Source organism: Geobacillus thermocatenulatus, assembly GCF_002217655.1.
In the GTDB taxonomy this organism is placed as follows: Bacteria; Bacillota; Bacilli; order Bacillales; family Anoxybacillaceae; genus Geobacillus; species Geobacillus thermocatenulatus.
In genome coordinates this window covers 1378648-1401899 of record NZ_NEWK01000002.1, presented here as the reverse complement: position 1 = coordinate 1401899, position 23252 = coordinate 1378648, and the positions used below count along the sequence as shown (strand labels likewise).

The window sequence follows — 23252 nt, the reverse complement described above, 5'->3', positions numbered from 1 at the left end:
CCGGATGTTTCCCAGGGCGAATGAATGCCCTTATCCATCGTACATAGGAACGGCGGTCAATGCAACGAAAACAATCAAGAGGAAAGGTGGAAGAGAAATGAACAAGGTGTTTGCTTGGATGACATGGATCGGCGTGCCGGTGTCGGTCATCGGCGGGTTTCTTCATTGGCCGACTGTCTTGATGTTCGGGTTGTACTGTTTGACGATCATTGCGCTCGCCAGCTATATGGGGCGAGCGACGGAAAGCTTGGCGATCGTCGCCGGACCACGCATTGGCGGGCTGTTGAACGCGACGTTTGGCAACGCGGTCGAGCTGATCATTTCCATTTTTGCCTTGCAGGCTGGACTCGTTGACGTCGTGCTCGCTTCCTTAACCGGTTCAGTGCTCGGGAACTTGCTTTTGGTGGCTGGGCTATCGTTTTTTGTCGGCGGACTAAAATATAAGCGGCAAGAATTCAACATTTATGATGCTCGTCATAATGCCGGGCTGCTGACGTTTGCCATCTTTATCGCTTTTGTCATTCCGGAAGTGTTTACCATGCATATGAATCACAGCGAACAAGTCGCGTTGAGCGTTGGCATTTCGATCATCATGATCTTGCTTTACGCCGCTGCCCTTTATTTCCGGCTTGTCACCCATCGCGGCGTATATCAGCATAAATCAGAAGAAGTGGAAGAACATGAAGAGCCCGAATGGGGCAAAGGGAAAGCGACCGCCATTTTGGCGCTGGCGACGGTTGCGGTCGCCTATTTATCGGAACGGCTCGTTCACACGTTTGAAACGGTCGCCGAGTCATTCGGCTGGAGCGAGCTGTTTATCGGGATCATCATCGTGGCCATCGTCGGCAATGCGGCGGAGCATGCTTCGGCTGTCATTATGGCATACAAAAATAAAATGAACGTCGCCGTCGAGATCGCCGTCGGTTCGACCTTGCAAATCGCCATGTTCGTCGCGCCGGTGCTTGTGCTCGTTTCGCTGTTGTTTCCGGAAAAAATGCCGCTTGTCTTTTCGCTTCCCGAGCTCGTCGCGATGGCCGCTTCGGTGCTATTGATGATCGTATTGTCCAACGACGGCGATACGAACTGGTTTGAAGGGGCAACATTGCTCGCTGCCTATACGATCATGGGCATCGGTTTTTATTTGCTGTAAGTGACTGCATCTGGGCGTTCGCCGCCTGGGTGTTTTTTTTGCGGGTTTGGGAAGTGGGGCGCCAAACGGGGAAAATTTTCGCCGCCGCGGATAAACGGTGCATTTTGAAGGAAACTAACAGTGAATAACGTGGGAAGAAAGGAGTGAAGACGATGAAAAAGTGGACTGTTTCGCTGTTTGGGAGCGTGCTTCTTCTTTATGCGGCAGCGTTTTCGGCGCTGGCGGCTGCCGGCAAACCGGCGCCCGGTGCGGTGATGGATATATCGAAAGAAAATACGTATCCGAACCCGACGCAAGATTTGCCGCATTTGGAACCGAGCTCGTTTACAAAACAGCTGTTAAGATCGGCCAATGTGAAAATTGAGAATCCCGAATTGATCCATCTCTTTAATGAATCTTCGGCGACCGACACGCCATGGGCCGTTGGCTATCGGGCGACGATTTATTTAGGCCAATGGCCGCTCAACTACCAGTCGATCGAAACGTCGACGAACTGGGAATATCAAAAGGTCAACACCAATTTCCTTGATAATCGCGGCGGCGATACGGCGCAAAAGTTGTACTATAAACAAGACATGCAAAAATACGTCCGCGGCGGCCTGACGGCGAAAGTGCCGAATGAAGAAGCGGTTAAGCGGATGATGTTACACAAAGCGATGGAAAAGACGAATTTGCCGCTTGCTTTCAGCACGGTTGTCGGCCTTGGCACGAAAAAGGATCAGCCGTACAACGTGCCGGCGAAAAAAATAGGTTATTTGTACGCGTACGCTCCGGCGGTGAATGAAAAAGGGAAAGTAACATACGGGGAAGTGTACGTCGTGCTCAAAGGAAACAAAAAGAAAATTGTCGTCAAAAATGTGACGACAAGAGGGGTTGGGGCGTGGATCCCGGTGCAGGATCGCCTGTACATGTCATATGTGGTGAGTGAACAGCCAAGATAAAACGTCAAGGAAAAGCTCCTTGACGTTTTTTATCGGCCAATGAGCGCGGACCGCTTCGTAAAATCGACGCCGCGGTAATATGTCTGCTTCACAAGGACGTTCGGTCCGAGGCAGCGTGCCGACGGGCAGTGGCAAAGAAGCTCCCTAGCCAGCTTTGAGCGCCGCCATTTGTCATACACGTCTGGCAGCGAATCGTGAATGATGTTGCCAAGCGGCGGCTCATCACCGAAATCGGTGACGATGACATCGCCGGTGAAAATATTGACATTGAGCCGTGAACGTCCGTCTGGATCGTTGCGCACGGTGACGTTTTTGCTTTCATACAGCCGCTTCAATAGGCGAAGATCGTCTTCATTGTCGCTGCACGGGTAAAACGGCAGCGTGCCAAACAACATCCAGACGTTTTCATCGCGAATGTCAAGCAAATGGTGGATCGCCGCGCGCAGCTCATCGAGATTTAGCGTCTCTAAGGCGCTGGCAAAATCGCTTGGGTACATCGGGTGGATTTCATGGCGCCGGCAGCCCATTTCCTCAACGACTTGGCGATGGATCGTTTCCAAATGGCGGACGGTCCGCTTGTTTAACATCGTTTCCGCCGATACCATCACGCCGGCATTGGCCAGCGCTTTTGCATTGTCAAGCATGCGCTGGAAGTATTTCTCGCGTTGGGCGCGCGTCGGCTTCCGCTCCATCATGGCAAAACCACCTTCGACAAAGTCGTCGATCGTCCCCCAGTTGTGCGAGATATGGAGCACATCCAAATACGGAATGACTGATTCATAGCGAGACAAATCCAACGTCAAGTTCGAATTCAGCTGCGTCCGCACCCCGCGCTCATGTGCATAGCGGAGAAGCGGAACGACGTATTGTTCGATGGATTTTAATGACAGCATCGGCTCGCCGCCGGTGATGCTTAATGACCGCAAATGCGGAATTTCCTCGAGCCGGCGGAGCAACATATCAAGCGGCAGCGCCTCGGGATCTTTCGTTGCCAACGTATAGCCAACAGCACAATGCTCGCAGCGCATATTGCAAAGCGTCGTCGTCGTAAACTCGACGTTCGTCAGTTCCAGCTTTCCGTATTCCTCTAGATCAACGTACGCTTCCCATGGATCGTACGCTGGTGTAATGGCCGGCATGGTCGGTGAACGCATGACCTTCTCCTCTTTCCATATTAAAATTCCAACGTCCATTATTAGCCGCCGCCTTCGGCTTGTCAATCGTTTTGATTCATTCTTGACACACTCATTTGTATGACGATGGTGCAGCCATCATGTTGTGGAAAATAAAGATTTTTAACACAACAAGGAAAAAGGGAGTATAATAGAGAAAGATTGGACAATGTATATGGATGAACAGGGAAAGGGGCGTGCAAGCTGATGGAAAAATTCCAGCAAAGCATGTATGACTTGATTGTCGAAACATCGACAAAGCTGCCGAAGGACGTCCGCCGAGCGATCGCTCGGGCAAAAGTGCGCGAAAACGCCGGCACGCGGGCGGCGATGGCATTGGATACGATCGTTGGCAACATTCAAATGGCGGACGAAAACGTATCGCCGATTTGCCAAGACACCGGCTTGCCGACGTTTAAAATCAAAGTGCCAGTCGGCGTCAACCAAATTGAAATGAAAAAAGCGATCCGGGCTGCCATTGTCGAAGCGACGAAAAACGGCAAACTGCGCCCGAACTCGGTTGATTCACTCACCGGCAAAAACAGCGGTGATAACTTAGGGGAAGGCGTGCCGGTCATTAAATTTGAGCAGTGGGAAAACGATTACATTGACGTCCGTCTCATTTTAAAAGGCGGCGGCTGTGAAAACAAAAACATTCAATACAGCCTGCCGTGTGAACTCGAAGGGCTCGGCCGCGCCGGCCGCGATTTGGATGGCATCCGCAAATGCATTTTGCATGCGGTGTATCAGGCGCAAGGGCAAGGGTGCAGCGCCGGCTTCATCGGCGTCGGCATCGGCGGCGACCGCTCATCCGGCTATGAGTTGGCAAAAGAACAGCTGTTCCGTCCGGTTGATGACGTCAACCCGATTGAAGAATTGCGCCAGCTGGAAGAATACATTATGGAAAACGCCAACAAACTTGGCATCGGCACGATGGGCTTTGGTGGCGAATCGACGCTGCTCGGCTGTAAAATCGGCGTTATGCACCGCATCCCGGCGAGCTTCTTCGTCTCCGTCGCTTACAACTGTTGGGCGTTTCGGCGCATGGGCGTGAAAATCGATCCGGCGACCGGTGAGATCATCGAATGGCTGTACCAAGACGGCGAAGACGTCGATTTTGCCAAAGAGTTGGAAAAATCGGAAGCAGCCGCGGCGCTTGAACAAGGCGACACGCGCGTCATCGATCTTGTTCCGCCGCTTTCGGAAGAACAAGTGCGAAAGCTTCGCGTCGGTGACGTCGTCCGCATCAGCGGCGTCATTTACACCGGCCGCGATGCCATTCATAAATATTTGATGGACCATGACGCGCCGGTCGACTTGAACGGGCAAATCATTTATCATTGCGGTCCGGTCATGTTAAAAGATGAAGAAGGCCGCTGGCACGCCAAAGCTGCCGGCCCGACGACAAGCATCCGCGAAGAGCCGTACCAAGGCGACATCATGAAAAAATTCGGTGTCCGCGCTGTCATCGGCAAAGGCGGCATGGGAGCGAAGACACTGCAAGCGTTAAAAGAACACGGCGGCGTGTATTTGAACGCGATCGGCGGCGCGGCGCAATATTACGCCGATTGCATCAAATCCGTGGAAGGCGTTGATTTGCTGGAGTTTGGCATCCCCGAAGCGATGTGGCATTTGCGCGTCGAAAACTTCACTGCTGTTGTCACGATGGATTCGCACGGCAACAGTTTGCATGAAGATGTGGAAAAATCGTCGCTTGAAAAGCTGGCCCAGTTCAAAGAGCCGGTGTTCAAGTAAGAGGGAGAGCTGAATTTCAAGCACATGGCTATTGGTATTCACAAGCTGATCCCGTTTTCTTCTCGGTCCCCAAAGCGCTCGCTTTTGGGGTCTTTTTTTGCAAAAAATGGCGCGCGTAAAGCAGCGCAGGGCGAAAACAATAAAAAAGAGGAAAAGACGGCGGCCAAGGAGGAATCAGCATGAGATGGCGTATTTCCCTCGTTTTAGCCATCGCGCTTTTTCCCGCTTCTGCGTTTGCCGCAAGCAATCAAGCGATCCATTGGGGATTCAAGCGGAGTGAAAATCACGAACCCCCGTCGGCGGGAAAAGAGCTCGATGAGCTGCTTGCCAAATTCGACGCGTTTTATTTAGGTGATACGAGTGAAAAAACGATTTATTTGACGTTTGACAACGGTTATGAAAACGGCTATACAGCGCAAATTTTGGACGTATTGAAAGAAAAACATGTGCCGGCCGCCTTTTTTGTCACCGGCCATTATTTGCAAACCGCGCCCGATTTAGTCAAACGGATGGCAGCTGAAGGTCATATCATCGGCAACCATTCATGGCACCATCCCGATTTAACAACCGCAAGCGATGAGCGGCTGCGGGAAGAACTGGAAAAGGTCAGGGAAAAGACAAAAGAGCTGACCGGGCAAAAAGGGATGATGTACCTTCGCCCGCCGCGCGGCATTTTCAGCGAACGAACGTTGTCTCTTGCCCGCGAGCTCGGCTATTACCACGTCTTTTGGTCGCTGGCGTTTGTCGACTGGCAAACCGACCGTCAGCGCGGCTGGCAATATGCTTACGACCAAATCATGAAACAAGTCCATCCAGGCGCGATTTTGCTTTTGCACTCCGTGTCCAAAGACAACGCCGACGCGCTGCCAAAGGTGATCGATGACTTGCGCAAACAAGGGTATACGTTTGCCAGCCTCGATGACCTGATGGCCAAAAAGGCCGGCCTTCATCCATGGCTGTTTCGCCCATAAGCTGCTTCATCACTTGAGCACAAGCGGTGCGAAACGTTGCCGGGCCATTCGCCCGCGCCGCGCTTTATCAACCCGAACGGTGTGCCGCCGCCTCGTCCTGCCAACAAGTTGGTTCGACGGGGCGTTTTTCGTTATAATAGGGGCACGGACAAATGAGCAAGGTGAGAACGATGTGGGAACGAATGATCACCGTGCCGGCGCCGTACGATTTCGCCCATGCCCTTGAGCGGCTTTCGCTCGACCCGCTGTTGGCCGTGGATCGGGAACGGCAGCGCATCACCGTGCCGCTTATGCTCAGTGATCTTTTTGTGCCGGTGACGGTTGAAAGCATCGGCACAAAAGATGATCCCAAATTTTCCGTTTCAGCGCCTTTTCCCGAGCGGCAAGGCGAGATTGTGGAACGGATTTCCCATCTGTTTCAATGGCGGACGCCGCTTGGACCCATTCACGAGCATTTCCGCCGCACTGAGCTGGCGCCGCTGTTTGCCCGTTATGAGGGGCTGCCGTTGGTGCTTGATTTTGATCTATATTTTTGCCTCATCAAATGTCTCATCCATCAGCAGCTTCATTTGAAAGTCGGCTATCGGCTGACGGAGCGGTTTGTAAAAACGTTCGGGACGGAAATGAATGGCGTTTGGTTTTATCCGCGCCCGGAAGAAGTGGCCGCCCGTTCGTACGATGATGTACGCGCCTTGCAGCTGAGCGGGCGGAAAGCCCAATATATCGTCGATGTGTCGCGCCTCATTGCCGAGGGGAAGCTGCGGCTTGATGAACTTAAGCAGATGGAAGACGGCGAGGTGATGGAGCGGCTGACTGCCGTGCGCGGCATCGGCCCGTGGACGGTGCAAAATTTCCTCCTTTTCGGCCTCGGCCGTCCAAACGTCTTCCCGCCGGCGGATATCGGTTTGCAGCGGGCGGTGGAAAAACAATTCGGGCTTCAAAAGCGGCCGACCGCCAAAGAGATGGCGGCGCTTGGCGAGCGGTGGAAGCCGTACGCCAGCTATGCGGCGCTTTATTTATGGCGAAGCATTGAATGAGAGGGACCGATATGGCAAAGCAACAAACGAACATCAAAATCAAAAAAGGCGACCAATTTCCCGTGACGATTCAACGGATCGGCATTAACGGCGAAGGGGTCGGCTATTTCCAAAAACAAGTCGTCTTCGTCCCCGGCGCGCTTCCAGGAGAGGAAGTCATCGTTGAGGCGACGGACATCCACCCAACCTACGCCGAGGCGAAAATCAAGCGCATCCGCAAGCGCTCGCCAAACCGCATCAAGCCGCCATGCCCGCTCTATGACCAGTGCGGCGGCTGCCAGTTGCAGCACTTATCGTACGAGGCGCAGCTCGAGGCGAAGCGCGACATTGTCATCCAGGCGCTCCGCCGCCATGCCCGGCGCCTCGATGTCGACAAGCTTGACATCCGCCCGACGATCGGCATGGACAACCCGTGGCATTACCGAAACAAAAGCCAGTTTCAAGTTGGAATGAAGGAAGGGAAGGTGCTCGCCGGGCTGTACGGCATCAACTCCCACCGGCTCGTCGACCTATCGGAATGCCGCATCCAGCATCCGCAAACGACGCGCGTCACGAACATCGTGAAAACAATTTTGCAGGACTTGTGCATCCCGATTTACAACGAGCGGACGAGAACAGGCGTCGTGCGGACGATCGTCGTCCGCGTCGGCTTCCGTACGGGCGACATTCAGCTTGTGCTGGTGACGGCGACAAAGGACATCCCGCGCCAACAGCTGCTTGTTGATGAAATTCGCCGCCGCCTCCCAGAAGTGAAATCGATCGTGCAAAACATCAACGGCGAAAAAACGTCGCTTATTTTCGGCGACGAAACCGAAGTGCTCGCCGGCGACGAATACATTCAAGAAACGCTCGGCGATTTGTCGTTTGAACTGTCGGCGCGCGCCTTTTTCCAGCTCAACCCGATCCAAACGGTCAAGCTGTACGATGAAGTGAAAAAAGCGGCTGCCCTCACCGGAACGGAGCGGCTCGTTGACGCCTACTGCGGCGTCGGCACGATCGGGCTGTGGCTCGCCCGCGATGCGAAAGAAGTGCGCGGCATGGACACGATCCCCGAAGCGATCGAAGACGCGCAAAACAACGCCAAAAAGCATGGTTTCACCAACACGCACTATGTCGTCGGCAAAGCGGAATATTGGCTGCCCAAATGGGTGAACGAAGGCTGGAGACCGGATGTCATCATCGTCGACCCGCCCCGCGTCGGCTGCGATCGGGCGCTGCTTGACACGATCCTTGGCGTCCGTCCGAAAACGGTCGTCTACGTCTCGTGCAACCCATCGAGCCTCGCCCGCGACCTCGACGCCTTGGCGGCACAATACCGCGTCGACTACATCCAGCCGGTCGACATGTTTCCGCACACGGCGCATGTAGAAAGCGTAGCTCGATTAGTATTAAAGTTGTAAACACAAAATAAACTCGTTCCATCACAAAAATAGCCGTTCATCACGAGAAAGAAAGTTGAGTATTGGAAGATGTTTGCTGGAAAAGGAAAACGCCCTCTTTCGTTCCAACGGATGTTCATGAAGAACAGAAGATTGGGCAAATTCCGTGGTGTTTGAGATCATGAGCGATTATCGCAACAGGACATTATTTCTCAGATGGTAACAAGCGAACAGCAGTGATGGTTGCATATTCTTTCCTAATGAAGAATGGCTATGAGTTAATGGTTTCGGACGATGAATTATTTGAAAGGTGTATCAAAGTTGCCAAAAAGGAGAGATGGGGATTGCTTACGGAACTGACAGTCATGCCAACATGGCTGTCAGTTTTATTTTTAAGGCCTTGCAAAATGAAAAATACGCCTCCAGTCGTAGACAAAATATATCTATGGAACATGATGAGAAACGGATTGTCCGCGGTATGATGGAAAACGAAAGGAGGCGAAAGGATGGGAAAAAAAATCGGGTTGCTGCTCGCCGGAGCCATTGCTGCGCTTGTTTTGCTGTTTCATCTTGGGCCGCTTGTCGGGTTGGCAATCACGCTGGCGGTGCTGTACTATGCGTTCAAGAAATGGTTGAAAGCCCCATCGACATTCGGGAAAGTGGTGTGGGCGCTCATTGGCTGTGCGGCGTTGGTGGCCAGCGCTTCGAATGTGCCGGCGCTCATCGCGCTTGTCGCGGCGTATGGGCTGTATGTCGTGTATAAGAAATGGAACGGAGCGAAAGATGAGCATGCCGTTCCAGAAGCAGACGACCCGTTTGTCAACTTTGAAAAACAATGGGCGGAGCTGCACAAGCATTATTAATAAAATTTATGGAAAAGGAGCGAATCGATGATGAGTGTGTTCTCTCGCTTGAAAACGATGATTGAAGCCGATCTCCATGAATGGCTTGATGAAAAAGAAAAGAAAAACCCGATCGCGCTTCTCAATCACTATTTGCGCCAATGTGAACAGGAAGTCGAGCGGGTGCGGCAGCTGCTCGAGCGCCAGTATGTGCTGAAGGAGCAATTTGCCCGCGAGCATCGCGAAGCTGAACAGATGGCAGAAAAACGAAGCAAGCAGGCGGGGGTGGCGGCGCAAGCTGGAGAAATGGAGCTGGCCGAATTTGCCCGGCGCGAACAAGCGCAATACGCGGAACGGGCGGCCCGTCTGAAACAGCTGCTCGAGCAAACGAGCCGCGAGCTGTTTGAGTTGGAAGCGAAATATGAGGAAATGAAGCATAAGCTAAAAGACATGCAGATGCGGCGCATGGAGTTGATGGGGCGGGAGAATGCGGCTCGGGCGCACTACCGCATCCATCGGGTGGTCAACGGGGACGCTGGCCCGGCGCTGGCGGCGTTCGCCGATGCGGAAGTCTACCTTGACCGCCTTGAGCAGCAAGTTCGTTCCGATTATTACCGAAACACGATCGATGCGCGCATCGCTCAGCTGGAAAAGCAGTTGCAGGAAGGAAACTAACCGGATATGCTAGAAGGTGTCCCGACAATCGAATGGGGCACCTTCTTTCATACCTATGTGGGCGCATGAAACATGCCCAATCCATAACATCTTGTGCCTTGGTGAGAAGAACAGAAAAACCATCTTTTGAGACAACGGTTTTTCATTTTAGACAACAGGTGGGATCCCCGCATGCTCGATCAACGGAAGAAAACGGATTATGTCAGTTGGGTTGCGTTGATGACTCTACTTCTTTTTGCGATTGAAATTTCGTTTTTTCACCCGGGCGTGCTGTTTTCGTTAAGTATATCGGTCTGTTTGATTTATGTTGGAAGGAAACAATGGCATCGACGGAAAGGAAAATGGCTGTTTTGGCTTGGCTGCATCATGTTGGCCATTCATGTGTTCACGATGATGGCCGCTCGTTTTGTCATGGTCGCGCTGTTGGGTTATGCCCTTTGGCAATGGTTCCAGTCAAAGCGCCATCCGACGGTGATCCGCCCGACTATGGCCGAGAACTCGTATGGGGGAGAGGAAATCGTGCGCCGTCAACCGCTGTTTCAAAATGTATGGGTTGGCCGGCAAGCGACCCCAGAGCAGGCATATGAGTGGAATGATGTCAATATCCAAACGGGGATCGGGGATACGGTTATTGATGTCAGCTATACTGTGCTTCCGAAAGGGGAAGCGGTCATTATCGTGCGCGGCTTGATCGGCAACATTCGAATTCTCGTTCCGTATGAAATGGAAACACGGCTCGTTCATTCCGCCATTTTCGGCGGCGCCTCGCTGTTTGGCAAGGAACAGGAAAAAATGTTCAACGAGACGCTCATTTATCAAACTTCTTCGTATGATCAAGCGGAGCAAAAGCTAAAAATCGTCACCTCGATGATCATTGGCAATGTCGAGGTGACACGCGTATGAACCGGTCGATACTCGCTTCTGTTTTGCTTGCGTTTCTGCTTGCTGCGGCGTTCTTGGTTTCCTTTTTCTATTTGCTTCCGCCCGGAATGTGGCCGTCTTTGTGGGAGCAAACCGTGATGGGATTGCCGTTTTTGTTGTTTGTGTTGGCCGTCAGCCTGTGTATGGGGATCGGTGTTGGATGGATGCTTGATTCCTTTTTTCGCAGGCAATGGCAAGCGGTTGTGCAGGCGCTCCGGCGCATTGAACAAGGAGAGATGGGGGAGTTGCATCGGGAAGAGCCGCCGCCGGAACTGCAAGACGTTTGGCAACAAATCGAGAAACTGCAAACGCAATGGCTCGAGCAAACGAAACGCGTGCAAAAATTGGCAGCGGAAAAGGCCGAACAGGAAGAACGGCTCGTTGAACGCATTCTTTCTGAAGAACGCACGCGGCTGGCGCGGGAGCTGCACGATTCGGTCAGCCAACAATTGTTCGCTGCTTCGATGATGATGTCGGCCGTCATGGAAACGATGTCGTCTGATGATGAACGGCAACGTAAACAATTGTCAATGGTCGAGCAAATGATTCATCAGTCGCAATTGGAAATGCGGGCGCTGCTTTTGCACTTGCGGCCGGTGCAGCTGAAAGGAAAATCGCTCCAAGAAGGGATGAACGAACTGCTTACCGAACTGGCGGGGAAAGTGCCGCTCGAGATGAAATGGAAAATCGAAGACATTTCACTGGATAAAGGAGTCGAGGACCATCTGTTCCGCATTTTGCAGGAGTCGCTTTCCAACACGCTGCGTCATGCGAAAGCGAAGTCGTTGGAAGTATTGCTCATCGAACGGGACGGGTTTGCCATTTTGCGTGTCACCGACGATGGCGTTGGTTTTGATGTGGAACGCTCGAAAAGCGGCTCGTACGGGTTGCAGCACATGTATGAGCGGGCGGCGGAAATCGGTGGAACGTTAAAAGTGGTCAGCTTAAAAGGCCAAGGGACAAGGCTGGAAGTGAAAGTGCCGCTTTTGGACAGGGGGGATGACCGTGATTAAGGTGCTGCTGGTCGATGATCATGAAATGGTGCGGCTTGGCGTGTCGGCGTATTTATCCGCCCAACCGGACATGGAGGTGATAGGCGAGGCGGAAGATGGAACAAAAGGGGTGGAGCTTGCCCTCCAGCTGCGGCCGGATGTCATTTTAATGGACCTCGTGATGGAACCGATGGACGGCATTGCGGCGACAAAGGAAATCATCCATGCGTGGCCGGAGGCGAAGATCATTGTCGTGACGAGTTTTCTCGATGATGAAAACGTGTTTGCCGCGCTCGAAGCAGGGGCGACGAGTTATTTGTTGAAAACATCGAAAGCGAGCGAAATTGCCGACGCCATTCGCGCCACGTTCCACGGGCAATCGGTGTTCGAACCGGAAGTGGCTGGAAAAGTGATGCGGAACTATCGGAAACAAGGAGAGCGCCTGCCGCATGAGCAGCTCACGAGCCGGGAGATGGAAGTGCTTTTGTTGATGGCGCAAGGGAAGACGAATCAAGAAATGGCCGATGAATTGTTCATTTCACTCAAAACGGTGAAAGTACATGTAAGCAACATCCTCGCCAAACTCGGCGTCCAAGACCGGACGCAAGCGGTCATTTACGCGTTTCGGCATGGATTGGTGAAATGACGGGATGAGCGGCGCAAGCGCGGTGCATGGAGAATGTGCGAGGTCGAACGCGATTCATTTTTGGATCAGGAATATCTGCTCTGTGAACGTGAAAACCGCTCCGTTTGCTCGGCGTAAAGCGAAGACCAAGAAGAATGATAAAACGGGAGCGGTTTTCGTTTGCGGTGGATCGGGACATTTGGGTTGATCGGCGAAAGAGGAGTTACGCTTGCTTGGCCAATTGGCGAAGTTTTCGGTCGTGATGGAGCACTTTCGTTGTCAACACTTCGACCGAGGCTTGTGTGTCTGTCAGTTCTTCTTCTAAGCGGTCGATTCGCTCATTCAGTTGTTGGTTCATCTGATGCATTTCTTCGCGAAGGGCGTCGATTTTGGCCTCAAGTCGAGTCTCAACAGCGTGGATTTCCGACCGCAGCTGCTGCCCCATTTCTTGCATCTCGCTGCGGAGTTGTTGTCCCATCTCTTGCATCTCATTGCGCAGTTGTTGTCCCATTTCCTGCATCTCACTGCGGAGTCGTTGCTCCATTTCCTGCATTTTCGAGCTGATTTTGTCAGAATGCTGTTCGAGCGCGTGGAGCACGGCTTGAATGATCGTGTTCTCTTCCATTTGTTTCACCTCCTTATGGCCATTATAGGAGAAACGGAACGGGAAGGAAAGAGAAAAGATGGCGGTTTTCGTCGAAGGAAGGCAAGCGGTTTTGGTTGAAGACAGCACGTTTTCGATTTATGATGCCGGCTGTCTTGCTGTACAATAAACGTAAAAGAACAGGCGTTGGCCGCAAAGGAGATGACGATGTTGGACGCAGGATGGAAGTTCGATAACAGTTATGCAAGGCTGCCGGAGCGCTTTTTCAGCCGTGTTCTCCCCACGCCGGTGCGCGCGCCGAAGCTCGCGGTGTTGAATCGTCCGCTGGCCGCGGAGCTTGGATTGAATGAGGAAGCGTTGCGAAGCGAAGAGGGAGTGGCGGTGTTCGCCGGAAACCAAATTCCAGACGGAGCGGAGCCGCTGGCGCAGGCGTATGCGGGGCATCAGTTCGGGTATTTTACGATGCTTGGCGACGGACGGGCGGTGCTCATCGGCGAGCACGTCACCCCAAGCGGGGAGAGGGTGGACATCCAGCTGAAAGGCTCGGGCCGGACGCCGTATTCGCGCGGCGGCGATGGGCGGGCGGCGCTGGGACCGATGCTGCGGGAGTACATCGTGAGCGAGGCGATGCACGCGCTTGGCATCCCGACGACGCGAAGTCTGGCGGTCGTCACAACGGGAGAGACGATTATGCGCGAAACCGAGCTTCCCGGGGCGGTGTTGGCCCGCGTCGCTTCAAGCCATTTGCGCGTCGGGACGTTTCAGTACGCGGCGCAGTGGGGAACGGACGAGGAGCTGCGCGCTCTGGCCGACTACGCGCTCTGGCGCCATTTTCCCGGTTTTGAGGAAGCTGAGAACCGCTATTTGTTTTTGCTTGAACAAGTGATTAAAAGACAAGCGGCATTGATTGCGAAATGGCAGCTTGTCGGTTTTGTCCACGGGGTGATGAACACCGACAATATGACGATCAGCGGGGAAACGATCGACTACGGGCCGTGTGCATTCATGGATACGTATGACCCCGCGACGGTGTTCAGCTCGATTGATACGCAAGGGCGGTATGCATACGGAAACCAGCCGTACATCGGGGGGTGGAATTTGGCAAGGTTTGCGGAAAGTTTGTTGCCGCTGTTCGATGCAGATGAAGACAAAGCGATCGCGCTTGCCCAAGGGGCGCTTGATGAGTATCCGAAGCAGTACCATCGCCATTGGCTTTCCGGAATGCGGGCGAAGCTCGGCCTTGCCGAGGAGCAGGAAGGGGATCGGGAGCTGATTGCGGACTTATTGCGGCTGATGGAGATGCATCGCGCTGATTATACGAACACGTTCCGGGCGTTGACGTTAGGCGAGTATACGGGAATGGCGCTCTTTGACGCTTCGGAGTTCCGCGAGTGGCATGAGCGCTGGCAGACAAGGCTCAGCCAAGAATCGGCGTCAAGGGAAGAAGCGTATGAGCGGATGCGCCGTCATAATCCGGCTGTGATCCCGCGCAACCACCGGGTTGAAGAGGCGTTGGCCGCTGCGGTCAACGGCGGCGACTACAGCGTGATGGAGCGTTTCTTGGAAGCGCTGGCCGTCCCGTACGCCTATTCGCCGGAGCAAGAGAAGTACGCGGAACTGCCCCCGCCGTCCGACCGCCCGTACCGGACGTTTTGCGGGACGTGATGGTATTTTGGTTTAGCGGCAAAGGAGAAACGAGATCGCCTTTTGCATCGTCTAATTTAGATAGAGGTGGTGTGAGTGAGGAGAAATGTTCCTTTTTTGGCCGCAGTGGGGATGTTGATTGTATGTGCTGCCGTCTTTCCTTCGCCATTGGCGGAGACGGACAAAACAACAGAACGACACGAGCCGTTTCACCAGCCTATCATCATCCGTGATTGGGTTGCCGACCCGCTTTTGCCTCATGTGAAACAAGCGGGGGCGATGGAAACCACGAGCGAGCCGCAGCTGCTGCCTAACGTCAATTTGAACGATCCGATTGTGATCACGAAGATGCCGCATAGGCAGAAAACGAAGGACATCGCTTTCAACCAATGAAGCAGCGATGGTTCGATAAGGGGCTCTGGGCGTGAGCTCTTTTTTCTTTTTTCTCTTTACTTTCACGTTGCGTCAAAGTTTATCATCATGAATAAGGGGGTGAGGGAAGTGGAGTACACGGTGCATGAGCTGGCGCGGCTTGCAGGAGTGACAAGCCGGACGCTTCGGTATTACGATGAGATTGGGTTGCTGAAGCCGGGGCGGTTGAGCGAATCGGGGTATCGGCTGTACGGACCGCGCGAAGTCGATCGTTTGCAGCAAATCCTTTTTTACCGTGAGCTTGGCGTCGATTTGGAAACGATCAAACAGATCGTCCATTCTCCGTCATTCGATGAACTTAAGGCGCTCAGGCAGCACCGGGAACAGTTGTTGGAAAAACGGCGTCATCTGGATGCGTTGATTGCGAACGTTGAAAAAACGATTGGCGCGAAAGAAAGGGGAATCATGATGAGCGACAAGGAGAAATTCGCCGCGTTTAAAGAGCGGCTGATGGAAGAAAATGAACAGAAATATGGGGAAGAAATCCGGCAAAAATATGGGGAGGAACAAGTGAATCGCTCAAACGAAAAACTGCGGAACATGACGAAGGAACAGTTTGATGAGGCAGAGAAGCTCAGCAAGGATGTGCTTGAGGCATTGAAAGAAGCGATGTTGTCCGGCGACCCGGGCGGAGAGGCGGCGCAGCGGGCAGCTGATTTGCATCGGCAGTGGCTTAGCTTTTGGTGGGATCATGATTCCAAAGAAGCGCACGCCGGGTTGGCGCGCCTATATGTTGAGGACGAACGATTCAAAGCGTATTATGACCGCGTGCACCCGGGAGCGGCGGAATTTCTCAAAGAAGCGATTTTGATTTATACAGGGATGAAAGATCGTTAAGCAACGGGCGGCTCGTTCTAAAAATAGGCGGGCCGCTGTTTTTGCTGATGATGGATGAAGGGGATCGGTTTGCGGTACAATCAAGATGGTGCATAGGGGGCGCACAAAGGTTGAACATGGTGATGAAAGTGTCACGCAGGACTATGGGGCATTCTTGGAGTTGCCTCCAATTTCAAGGTGTCCGTGGAAAGATGAAGGGAAAAGAAAGGGGATGGCTGGATGGAAACGCTAAGACAACGGCTGCGGTCGATCGACCAAAAAGGCTATAAGGCGTATAAAGCAATTGAAGGTACATATCGGTTTCCGGCGTTTACGCTCGCGATCGACCATGTGCAAGGCGATCCGTTCGCTGAGCCGTCCAAGATCCGTGTGATCGTGCCGCGGGCGAAAACGAAGCTGGCGCTGAAGTGGACAGATACGAGGCCGCGCCGCGTCCGTTGCGAAGATGTGCTGGTGCGCCGCGTCCATCATGAATTGCGGCAATGGCCGCTGCGGGCGCGCGGATCGGGAAAAAGCGGGCTCGTCTTGATCGATGCACCGGGGCAAAAAGTGCTGGAGCGGACGGCGGTGCAAGTGACGGACGAGACGATCACCGTTTGTTTGTCGGTCGGTTTGCCGGCGCACGGGCGGCGCATTTTGGCGAAAGAAGCCGAGGCGATCTTTTTTGAGCAAATCCCATCTGTCATCGAGCGGGCGGTGTACGGGCTTCGGGACGAAGACATCCGTCCAGCGGTGGAGCTGGCGGATCAGCAGCACGCCATTCGCCGTTATTTGTACGAGCATGGTTTGGTGGCGTTTGTCGCGAACGGTGCGATCTTGCCGCGGGAGAGCGGAGTGAGCGACAAGCCGCTGCAACGTGGAGCGGTGCCGTTTCAAAGTCCGCCGGAGCTGGAGATTGCGATCCCCGTTCCGCATCGCGCTGAACCGATCAAAGGCATGGGCATCCGCAAAGGGATTACGCTGATTGTCGGCGGCGGCTACCACGGCAAATCGACGCTGCTGCAGGCGCTGGAGCACGGCGTGTATGATCATGTCGCCGGCGACGGGCGGGAGTTTGTCATCACGGACAGCGGGGCGGTGAAAATTCGCGCCGAAGACGGCCGGAGCGTCGCCAGTGTTGACATTTCCCCGCTCATTGGTGCGTTGCCGTACGGCAAAGAGACAACGCAGTTTTCGACGGAAAACGCGAGCGGCAGCACCTCACAGGCCGCGAGCATGATCGAAATGATTGAAGCGGGGGCATCGGCGTTTTTGATTGATGAAGATACGAGCGCAACGAATTTGCTCATCCGCGATGGACGCATGCAGGCGCTTGTGGCGAAAGAAGCCGAACCAATCACGCCTTATATTGATAAAGCGCGGCAACTGTTTCATGACTACGGCATTTCGACGGTTCTTGTCGTCGGCGGGTTGGGGGATTACTTGGATATCGCGGATTGCGTGATCAAAATGGAGCAGTACGTCCCGTTTGATGTGACTGGGGAGGCGAAGCGGATCGCTGCAGAGATGCCGTCGGGACGGAAAGCGGAAGGCGGGGAGTCGTTCGGCCGCATTCACGAGCGCATTCCGCTGCCAGGGAGTTTAAACAGCCAAAAAGGAAAGAAAGCCAAAGTCGCCACGCGGGGGCGCCACGTCATTCAATACGGGGAAACGGATGTGCTCCTTTATGCGCTCGAACAGCTTGTTGATGACAGCCAAACGCGGGCGATTGCCGCGGCGCTGCTGTATATGGAACGAAAAGGATGGCTCGACGGAAAGAAAACCATCTGCCAACTGCTCGATGCGATCGAAGAGCAATGGGACCGTCAAGGGCTAGGCTCCGTTTCGTTCCGAAAAGGGAATCCGGGTGAACTTGCTCGCCCGCGCCGCTTCGAGCTGGCGGCTGCGCTCAATCGGCTGCGGACGCTCCGGTGTATAAAGCAGTAGCCATCTTGGAAAGGAAAAAGTCGGTTTGCTTGTTCTTGGCGACGTTTCCGTGCAGATTGGATGATGGTGTCATCGGGCAGGAAAAATGGCTTGATTTTGGTTTTTCCCAGCTGCAATAAAAAATAGGAGCACAGGATGTGAGGCAAGGGCGTTTGTTTTCCCAGCTGGCCAACGGAACAACGGACGCTCTTGTTTCAACAGAGGCGGCCGCGCGCCGGTATTAACCTAGGCGCGGCCGGTGCGAGGCCGCTGTTCTTGTTCCAATAGACGATGCCTCATGCCTCTGGCAAAATGCGAATGAATCCGCTTTCTGTCGGCGCCTTGCCCATTTTGCTCTAGCGCTATCCACCAATTACGGCTATAATAATGTTTATCAGTGCAACGTGGCGGATGGCGGCGAGAAGCCGCGGGTTGGTTAGGGGGATCAAGGCATGAACAAGTCAAAAGGTTGGATGGAATCGGAAATCAGCAAAGCGTTGACGAAATGGGAAAAAGATTTTCTTGGCCGCGGCTCGGTGTCAGTGAAAACCGATATTTTGCGCGATATGATCATCGTTTCCCTGCACGGCATCCTAACGCCTGCTGAGTACGCTCTTTGCGAATCGAAGGAGGGGATGCTGGCGGTGAAACGGTCGCGAACGAGTTTGGTGGAATCGGGAGTCGATGACTTGAAAGAGATGATTTTGGAAATCACAGGCGAGCAGGTGAAAAGCTTTCATACCGATTTAAGCACGCGAACGGGGGAGCGGATTATTGTCTTTAAGCTGTTCAACGATTTGGAGAAACAGTTGACAAAATGAATTTTTTCCATAGATACATCAACAAAGTTATTGTATAATTGAAACAACTTTTGTATAGTAAGTATAGAATAAAATCGTGAACGATGCTGTCGGGAGCCCTTCAAAAAACCTACGCAGGCTTAGGTTCGTTGAAGGGAGACCGACCGTCGTCTGCCGCGCGACAACGAACGGGAGATCTTCAAACAATCGAGCGATGATTGGTTGAAGGTAAACCGGCTATGGGCAATCGATAGGCAATGGAACGGCCTTTTTCGGCCGTCTTGCCTGATTGACATAGCCGGTTTTTCTTTTCTCTTGAACGATGTGCAAGCAGATGAGGGGAGGAGATGGAAATGGGGAATGAATGGTTCGCATGGGGATGGCTGGCGGCGATTGCAGCCGTTTTCCTAAGCGCGATCGTGTGGCTGTCTCCGCGCGTGTCGGAACGATATGTGCATGTGCACGTTTGGCTGTTGCTGTTGCCGGGAGCGGCTGCCTTGAGCGGGTGGATCGGCGCCGGTGGGGTCGACATTGGCCCGTGGCGGTTTGATGCAGTAAGCTGGCTGTCCGCCGTTTACATTTCGCTTCTCAGCTGGGCGATTCAGCGGTTTTCCACCCGCTATTTGCACGGCGACCGCCGCTATCGGCTGTATTTCTCGCTCTTGACATGGACGTCATTTGCTGCTTCGCTCACGTGGGCGGCCGGCGACTTGCGGTTGATCGCAGTGTGCTGGGGGCTGCCGCTTGTGGGGCTTGTGGCGTTGACCGCATTGAAAAAAGAATGGGAGCCGGCTCAGTTCGTTGCCCGGCAGATGGGTATGCTGTTTTTGGCAAGTTGGATCGCTGTGGCCCTCACCGTTGTTTGGCTTGGGGTGAGAGTCGGTGAATGGACGCTCGTCTCGGCGTTGTCGGCCGAACGTTTAGCTCGTCTCGCTCTATGGGAAAGGACAGTGATGAACGGATTGCTCATGTTGGCTGCCGTCATTCCAGCTGGGCAATGGCCGTTTCATCGCTGGCTGATGGAATCGGTTGTGACGCCGACGCCAGTGTCGGCGGTGATGCATGCCGGTCTTGTCAATGCTGGGGGGCTCTTGCTTTGGCGCTTTTCTCCGCTTTTTAGCGAAACGTGGGCGCATGTGGTGCTGTTTCTGATCGCTTTTGCCTCGATTTTGATCGGCACGGGCGTTAGCTTTGTTCATGTTGACTACAAGCGCCAGCTCGTTGGTTCGACGATGGCGCAAATGGGCGTCATGCTTGTGCAATGCGCCTTGGGCGCTTACGGGGCCGCAGTAGTGCATTTAGTGTTGCACGGGTTGTTTAAAGCGACGCTCTTTTTGCAGTCCGGGTCCGTCGTGTCGCGAGTCGGTCGGGCAGGATTGCGAAAAACAGGCAGTGCGTGGCCGGGCGGCATCATCCTCGGCGTGCTGCTTGGGTGGGCCTTTTGGCAGGCGGCTCCGCACGAACCGGCCCGGCTGTTGAGCGCGCTTTTGCTTGCGGCCTCGGCAACGGTTGCCTGGGGACGGCTGACGGATTTTCGCGAAGGTCGATGGCTGGGTTTTGCGGTTGTCGTTGCTTTGGCGTTGGTGTCCGAAACGGTGCGCCATCAATTTATGGTGCTGCTTCATAACGGGATGCCGTCCGCTTTTTTGCCGCCCGCTTCGTTCGAATGGCTTGTCTTCGCTCTGTTTGTTGCCGCGGCGCTGGTTGCTGTATGGATCGCGAATCGGCGCAGTTCCATGCTTGCCATTCACCTGTACATGTGGCTTGTTCACCTTGGCGAACCGCGTCCGGCGGCGACCGAAGCACACCCGCGTTATTTGGCGTCCTATCTAAAGGAGGGGATGGCACATGAGTAGAACCGTTGTATCAATCGAACGGTCGTCGTCAACAAAAAAAGGAGGCGCCCGCCCGCTCGCTGTCATGGTCAGCGAAGCGGCGAAGGTAATCGCTCCGCTTTGGCCGATTTCTGCGTTCATTGCCCGCCATCCATGGATGGGGATGGAAGACAAGTCGTTCGTCGACGCGGCTGACCGCCTCCAAGAAGCTTATGGCCTTGACTTGTATCCGCCAATGGCCGTTTTTCATGCGGCGCTATCCAAAGGGGAAATTGACGTTTCCTTCATCGAGCGGCGTCTGCAACGATGGTTGGATGACGAGCCGCTTCCTGCGCCGCGCCATGAAGCGGAACGGCTATGCCGCGCCCTCCTTTGGAACGATGCGGTGCCCGAAGAAGCGCTTCAGATGCCGAAACTGATCGAGTTGGCCGCCGCTATGCCGCTGCGCTCTGTTTCCATCCGCACGGGCTCCGTGCGCCTTGGTTTGGAAAAGCGGTTGGATCAACAAATGATCAAATGGTGCAAGCTGTTTTACGATCGGGGAGAGGCGGTGTGGGCGCTGCCGCACCGTGAACACGGCTTTTACGGGTCTTGGCGTCGCTTGGCGCCTCTTGATCCATCTTTGTCCAAGGAGGAGCGGAAACGGCTTTTCGATTGGCCTCACCATCCAGAGGAGGCGCTGCAACGGGCGCTTGAGCAGCTCGGGGTGCAGGATGAGGAGGCCGTGGCCTATTTAGAAGCGCATTTATTAGCTCTGCCCGGCTGGGCGGGGATGATGGTCTGGCAATCGCGCCGTGCAGGTGACGAAATCGGCGGGCTGATCAACTACTTGGCCGTTCGTTTGTCGCTGGAGTGGGTGTTCACAGCGCCCCATCTGCCGCTGAAGGAGGAAGAAAACGGAGACGATCGTGCGGTTGGGCCGCTGTTGGCCGCCTGGATCCACTGGGGCGGCATGACGCTGGACGACTGGCGGCGCCTGTCGTTCGAAGACCGCCAAGCTCGTCTGGTGTTCGCCGATCGGTTCTGGCGGATTGGCCGCCGTCATCTTTGGCTTGAGGCGTGGGAAGATACGTATGAAGCAAAGCTGAAAGAAGCGGTTCTCACCCGTCAACCTGAGGAGCCAAAAGAGCAGGCGGCAGCGCAGCTATTGTTTTGCATTGATGTGCGCTCCGAGCCGTTCCGCCGTCATGTAGAGGCGGTCGGCCCGTTTGAAACGTACGGTTGCGCTGGCTTTTTCGGCTTGCCGATCCAAACGCGCGTGCTTGACGGCGATGATGCCCATCCGTCTTGCCCGGCGATCGTCGCGCCGCAGCATGAAATCAACGAAACCGCTTCTCCCGAGATGGCGGCGCCGTACCGCCGGCGGCGCGATCTGTTCCGCTTTGTCGGCCAGACGTTTAAAAAGATCAAACAGCATATGTTGGCCGGCTTATTGCTTCCGGAAATGAGCGGCCCGTGGCTCGGTTTGCATACGATCGCCCGCAGCGCGGCGCCGGCTTGGGCCGGGCAAGTCATTCATCAGGCAGAAATGTCGGCGCAACAAAAACCGAAGACGACGCTGTCGCTTGATTGCCAAGGGCATGACGAAACGACTGGGCTGCCGATCGGGTTGACAAAAGAAGAGCAAGTGCAATACGTAAAACAGCTTCTCGTGAACATCGGCCTGACGTCTTCATTTGCCCCGCTTGTCGTCGTCTGCGGCCATGAGAGCGAGACGACAAATAACCCGTATGCGTCCGCGCTCGATTGCGGGGCGTGCGGCGGCGCGGCTGGAGCGTTCAACGCCCGCGTATTCGCCGCGTTGGCCAACTTGCCGCACGTGCGGGATGGATTGGCGAGAGAGGGAATCGTCATCCCGGATGAGACCGTGTTCGTCGCCGCTGAACATATCACGACCGTTGACGAGTTGCGTTGGGTGGAAGTGCCGCCGTTGTCCGAAGCGGCTGAGGCGGCGTTTCGACAGCTGAAGCAGGCGCTTGGCGAAGCGAGCCGCCGTGCGAACGCTGAGCGGATGGCAAAGCTCCCTCATGTCGGACAGACGCCGCGCGATCCGGTGGCGGAGGCGCAACGGCGCGCCGTTGATTGGAGCGAGATCCGTCCAGAATGGGGATTGGCCCGGAACGCTGCGTTCTTGATCGGCTGCCGCAAGTTGACAAAAGGAAAGGACTTAAACGGCCGGGTGTTTTTGCACAGCTACGATTGGCGCGAAGATCCGACCGGTGAGGCGCTGGCCGGCATCATCGCTGGGCCGGCTACGGTTGGGCAGTGGATCAATTTGCAATATTATGCTTCGACAGTGGCACCGCATCATTACGGAAGCGGCGATAAAACGACCCAGACGGTGACCGGCAGCATCGGCGTCATGCAAGGGAACGGAAGCGACTTGCTAGCCGGCTTGCCATGGCAGTCGGTCGCCGCGTCCGATCGCGAACTGTTTCATGCTCCGCTCCGGTTGCTTGTCATCATCGAAGCGCCGTCCTATTATATCGAGCAGCTGCTCGACAGAAATGAAGAGTTTCGTCGCAAAGTGCAAAACGGCTGGCTCCGTCTCGCCTCGATTGACCCAGCCAGCGGGGCGTGGGTGAACTGGGAGGCAGGCCGTCTTGCGTCAATGCAGCAGCGCTAAAAAGCAACGATTTGCCGCTTGCCGAGTTTGTTTGGCGGGCGGCTTTTTTTCGCTGACCGCCAAACGAGGCAGGGAAAATGGATGTACGCCGCGAAACAAGATAATAGTT

The 23252-nt window shown here is 54.5% G+C and carries 22 protein-coding genes; 20 read left to right on the top strand and 2 right to left on the bottom strand.

The window, feature by feature from the left end:
* Window positions 1-97: 97 nt before the first annotated feature.
* Window positions 98-1150 (top strand): calcium/proton exchanger, encoded by a 1053-nt coding sequence (gene cax, locus B9L19_RS16125; protein ID WP_025949084.1) that lies wholly within the window; start codon window positions 98-100, stop codon window positions 1148-1150.
* 152 nt (window positions 1151-1302) lie between these two features.
* Window positions 1303-2091 (top strand): YfkD famly protein, encoded by a 789-nt coding sequence (locus B9L19_RS16120; RefSeq protein WP_025949085.1) that lies wholly within the window; start codon window positions 1303-1305, stop codon window positions 2089-2091.
* Between the two features lie 29 nt (window positions 2092-2120).
* Here B9L19_RS16120 and yfkAB read toward each other — a convergent pair whose 3' ends face one another.
* Window positions 2121-3245 (bottom strand): radical SAM/CxCxxxxC motif protein YfkAB, encoded by a 1125-nt coding sequence (yfkAB, locus tag B9L19_RS16115; protein ID WP_025949086.1) that lies wholly within the window; start codon window positions 3243-3245, stop codon window positions 2121-2123.
* Between the two features lie 225 nt (window positions 3246-3470).
* Here yfkAB and B9L19_RS16110 point away from each other — a divergent pair, with 225 nt between their 5' ends.
* The 11 genes from B9L19_RS16110 to B9L19_RS16065 all read left to right on the top strand — a co-directional run bounded on the left by B9L19_RS16110 (window position 3471) and on the right by B9L19_RS16065 (window position 12481).
* Window positions 3471-5018, top strand: a complete 1548-nt coding sequence (locus B9L19_RS16110) for a fumarate hydratase (protein WP_025949087.1) — start codon at window positions 3471-3473, stop codon at window positions 5016-5018.
* Window positions 5019-5042: 24 nt separating this feature from the next.
* The gene (locus tag B9L19_RS19125) at window positions 5043-5201 is read left to right on the top strand and encodes a hypothetical protein (RefSeq protein WP_157720890.1); all 159 of its coding nucleotides are present in this window, start codon (window positions 5043-5045) and stop codon (window positions 5199-5201) included.
* A complete protein-coding gene (gene pdaA / locus B9L19_RS16105; RefSeq protein WP_047752271.1) occupies window positions 5198-5989 on the top strand; it encodes a delta-lactam-biosynthetic de-N-acetylase in 792 nt (263 codons plus the stop codon). Before B9L19_RS19125 ends, pdaA begins: the two co-directional genes overlap by 4 nt.
* Before the next feature lie 170 nt (window positions 5990-6159).
* Window positions 6160-7026, top strand: a complete 867-nt coding sequence (locus B9L19_RS16100; RefSeq protein ID WP_047752270.1) for a DNA-3-methyladenine glycosylase family protein — start codon at window positions 6160-6162, stop codon at window positions 7024-7026.
* Window positions 7023-8426 carry a 23S rRNA (uracil(1939)-C(5))-methyltransferase RlmD gene (rlmD, locus tag B9L19_RS16095; RefSeq protein ID WP_047752269.1) on the top strand — a complete coding sequence of 468 codons (1404 nt, stop codon included), beginning with the start codon at window positions 7023-7025 and terminating at the stop codon, window positions 8424-8426. The genes B9L19_RS16100 and rlmD overlap by 4 nt, the downstream gene beginning before the upstream one ends.
* Window positions 8427-8593: 167 nt before the next feature.
* Window positions 8594-8887, top strand: coding sequence for a type II toxin-antitoxin system death-on-curing family toxin (locus tag B9L19_RS16090; protein ID WP_081804116.1), 294 nt, complete (start codon window positions 8594-8596; stop codon window positions 8885-8887).
* Between the two features lie 24 nt (window positions 8888-8911).
* A complete protein-coding gene (locus B9L19_RS16085; RefSeq protein WP_025949091.1) occupies window positions 8912-9268 on the top strand; it encodes a lmo0954 family membrane protein in 357 nt (118 codons plus the stop codon).
* A gap of 30 nt (window positions 9269-9298) precedes the next feature.
* Window positions 9299-9922: a PspA/IM30 family protein gene (locus B9L19_RS16080; protein ID WP_172643485.1), complete on the top strand. Its 624-nt coding sequence runs from the start codon at window positions 9299-9301 to the stop codon at window positions 9920-9922.
* Between the two features lie 171 nt (window positions 9923-10093).
* Window positions 10094-10825 (top strand): cell wall-active antibiotics response protein LiaF, encoded by a 732-nt coding sequence (liaF, locus tag B9L19_RS16075; RefSeq protein ID WP_025949093.1) that lies wholly within the window; start codon window positions 10094-10096, stop codon window positions 10823-10825.
* A complete protein-coding gene (locus tag B9L19_RS16070; RefSeq protein WP_025949094.1) occupies window positions 10822-11856 on the top strand; it encodes a sensor histidine kinase in 1035 nt (344 codons plus the stop codon). Before liaF ends, B9L19_RS16070 begins: the two co-directional genes overlap by 4 nt.
* The gene (locus B9L19_RS16065; protein ID WP_025949095.1) at window positions 11849-12481 is read left to right on the top strand and encodes a response regulator transcription factor; all 633 of its coding nucleotides are present in this window, start codon (window positions 11849-11851) and stop codon (window positions 12479-12481) included. The genes B9L19_RS16070 and B9L19_RS16065 overlap by 8 nt, the downstream gene beginning before the upstream one ends.
* A gap of 202 nt (window positions 12482-12683) precedes the next feature.
* Here the strand turns inward: B9L19_RS16065 and B9L19_RS16060 are convergent, their stop codons facing one another.
* Window positions 12684-13085 carry a hypothetical protein gene (locus tag B9L19_RS16060; protein WP_025949096.1) on the bottom strand — a complete coding sequence of 134 codons (402 nt, stop codon included), beginning with the start codon at window positions 13083-13085 and terminating at the stop codon, window positions 12684-12686.
* Between the two features lie 186 nt (window positions 13086-13271).
* Between B9L19_RS16060 and B9L19_RS16055 the strand changes: the two genes are divergently transcribed.
* The 7 genes from B9L19_RS16055 to B9L19_RS16020 all read left to right on the top strand — a co-directional run bounded on the left by B9L19_RS16055 (window position 13272) and on the right by B9L19_RS16020 (window position 23143).
* Entirely contained in the window at window positions 13272-14729 is a 1458-nt protein-coding gene (locus tag B9L19_RS16055) for a protein adenylyltransferase SelO (protein ID WP_025949097.1), read from the top strand.
* A gap of 111 nt (window positions 14730-14840) precedes the next feature.
* Window positions 14841-15101 carry a hypothetical protein gene (locus B9L19_RS16050; RefSeq protein WP_241771919.1) on the top strand — a complete coding sequence of 87 codons (261 nt, stop codon included), beginning with the start codon at window positions 14841-14843 and terminating at the stop codon, window positions 15099-15101.
* 87 nt (window positions 15102-15188) lie between these two features.
* Entirely contained in the window at window positions 15189-15977 is a 789-nt protein-coding gene (locus B9L19_RS16045; protein ID WP_047752267.1) for a MerR family transcriptional regulator, read from the top strand.
* Window positions 15978-16196: 219 nt separating this feature from the next.
* Window positions 16197-17903 carry an ABC-ATPase domain-containing protein gene (locus tag B9L19_RS16040; protein ID WP_047752266.1) on the top strand — a complete coding sequence of 569 codons (1707 nt, stop codon included), beginning with the start codon at window positions 16197-16199 and terminating at the stop codon, window positions 17901-17903.
* A 431-nt stretch (window positions 17904-18334) separates the two neighbouring features.
* Window positions 18335-18703, top strand: a complete 369-nt coding sequence (locus tag B9L19_RS16030) for a Na-translocating system protein MpsC family protein (protein ID WP_013146330.1) — start codon at window positions 18335-18337, stop codon at window positions 18701-18703.
* Between the two features lie 332 nt (window positions 18704-19035).
* Window positions 19036-20538, top strand: a complete 1503-nt coding sequence (locus B9L19_RS16025) for an NADH dehydrogenase subunit 5 (RefSeq protein WP_025949101.1) — start codon at window positions 19036-19038, stop codon at window positions 20536-20538.
* On the top strand, window positions 20531-23143 hold the full coding sequence (locus tag B9L19_RS16020; protein WP_025949102.1) for a DUF2309 domain-containing protein: 2613 nt from the start codon (window positions 20531-20533) through the stop codon (window positions 23141-23143). The genes B9L19_RS16025 and B9L19_RS16020 overlap by 8 nt, the downstream gene beginning before the upstream one ends.
* The last annotated feature ends 109 nt before the right edge of the window (window positions 23144-23252 follow it).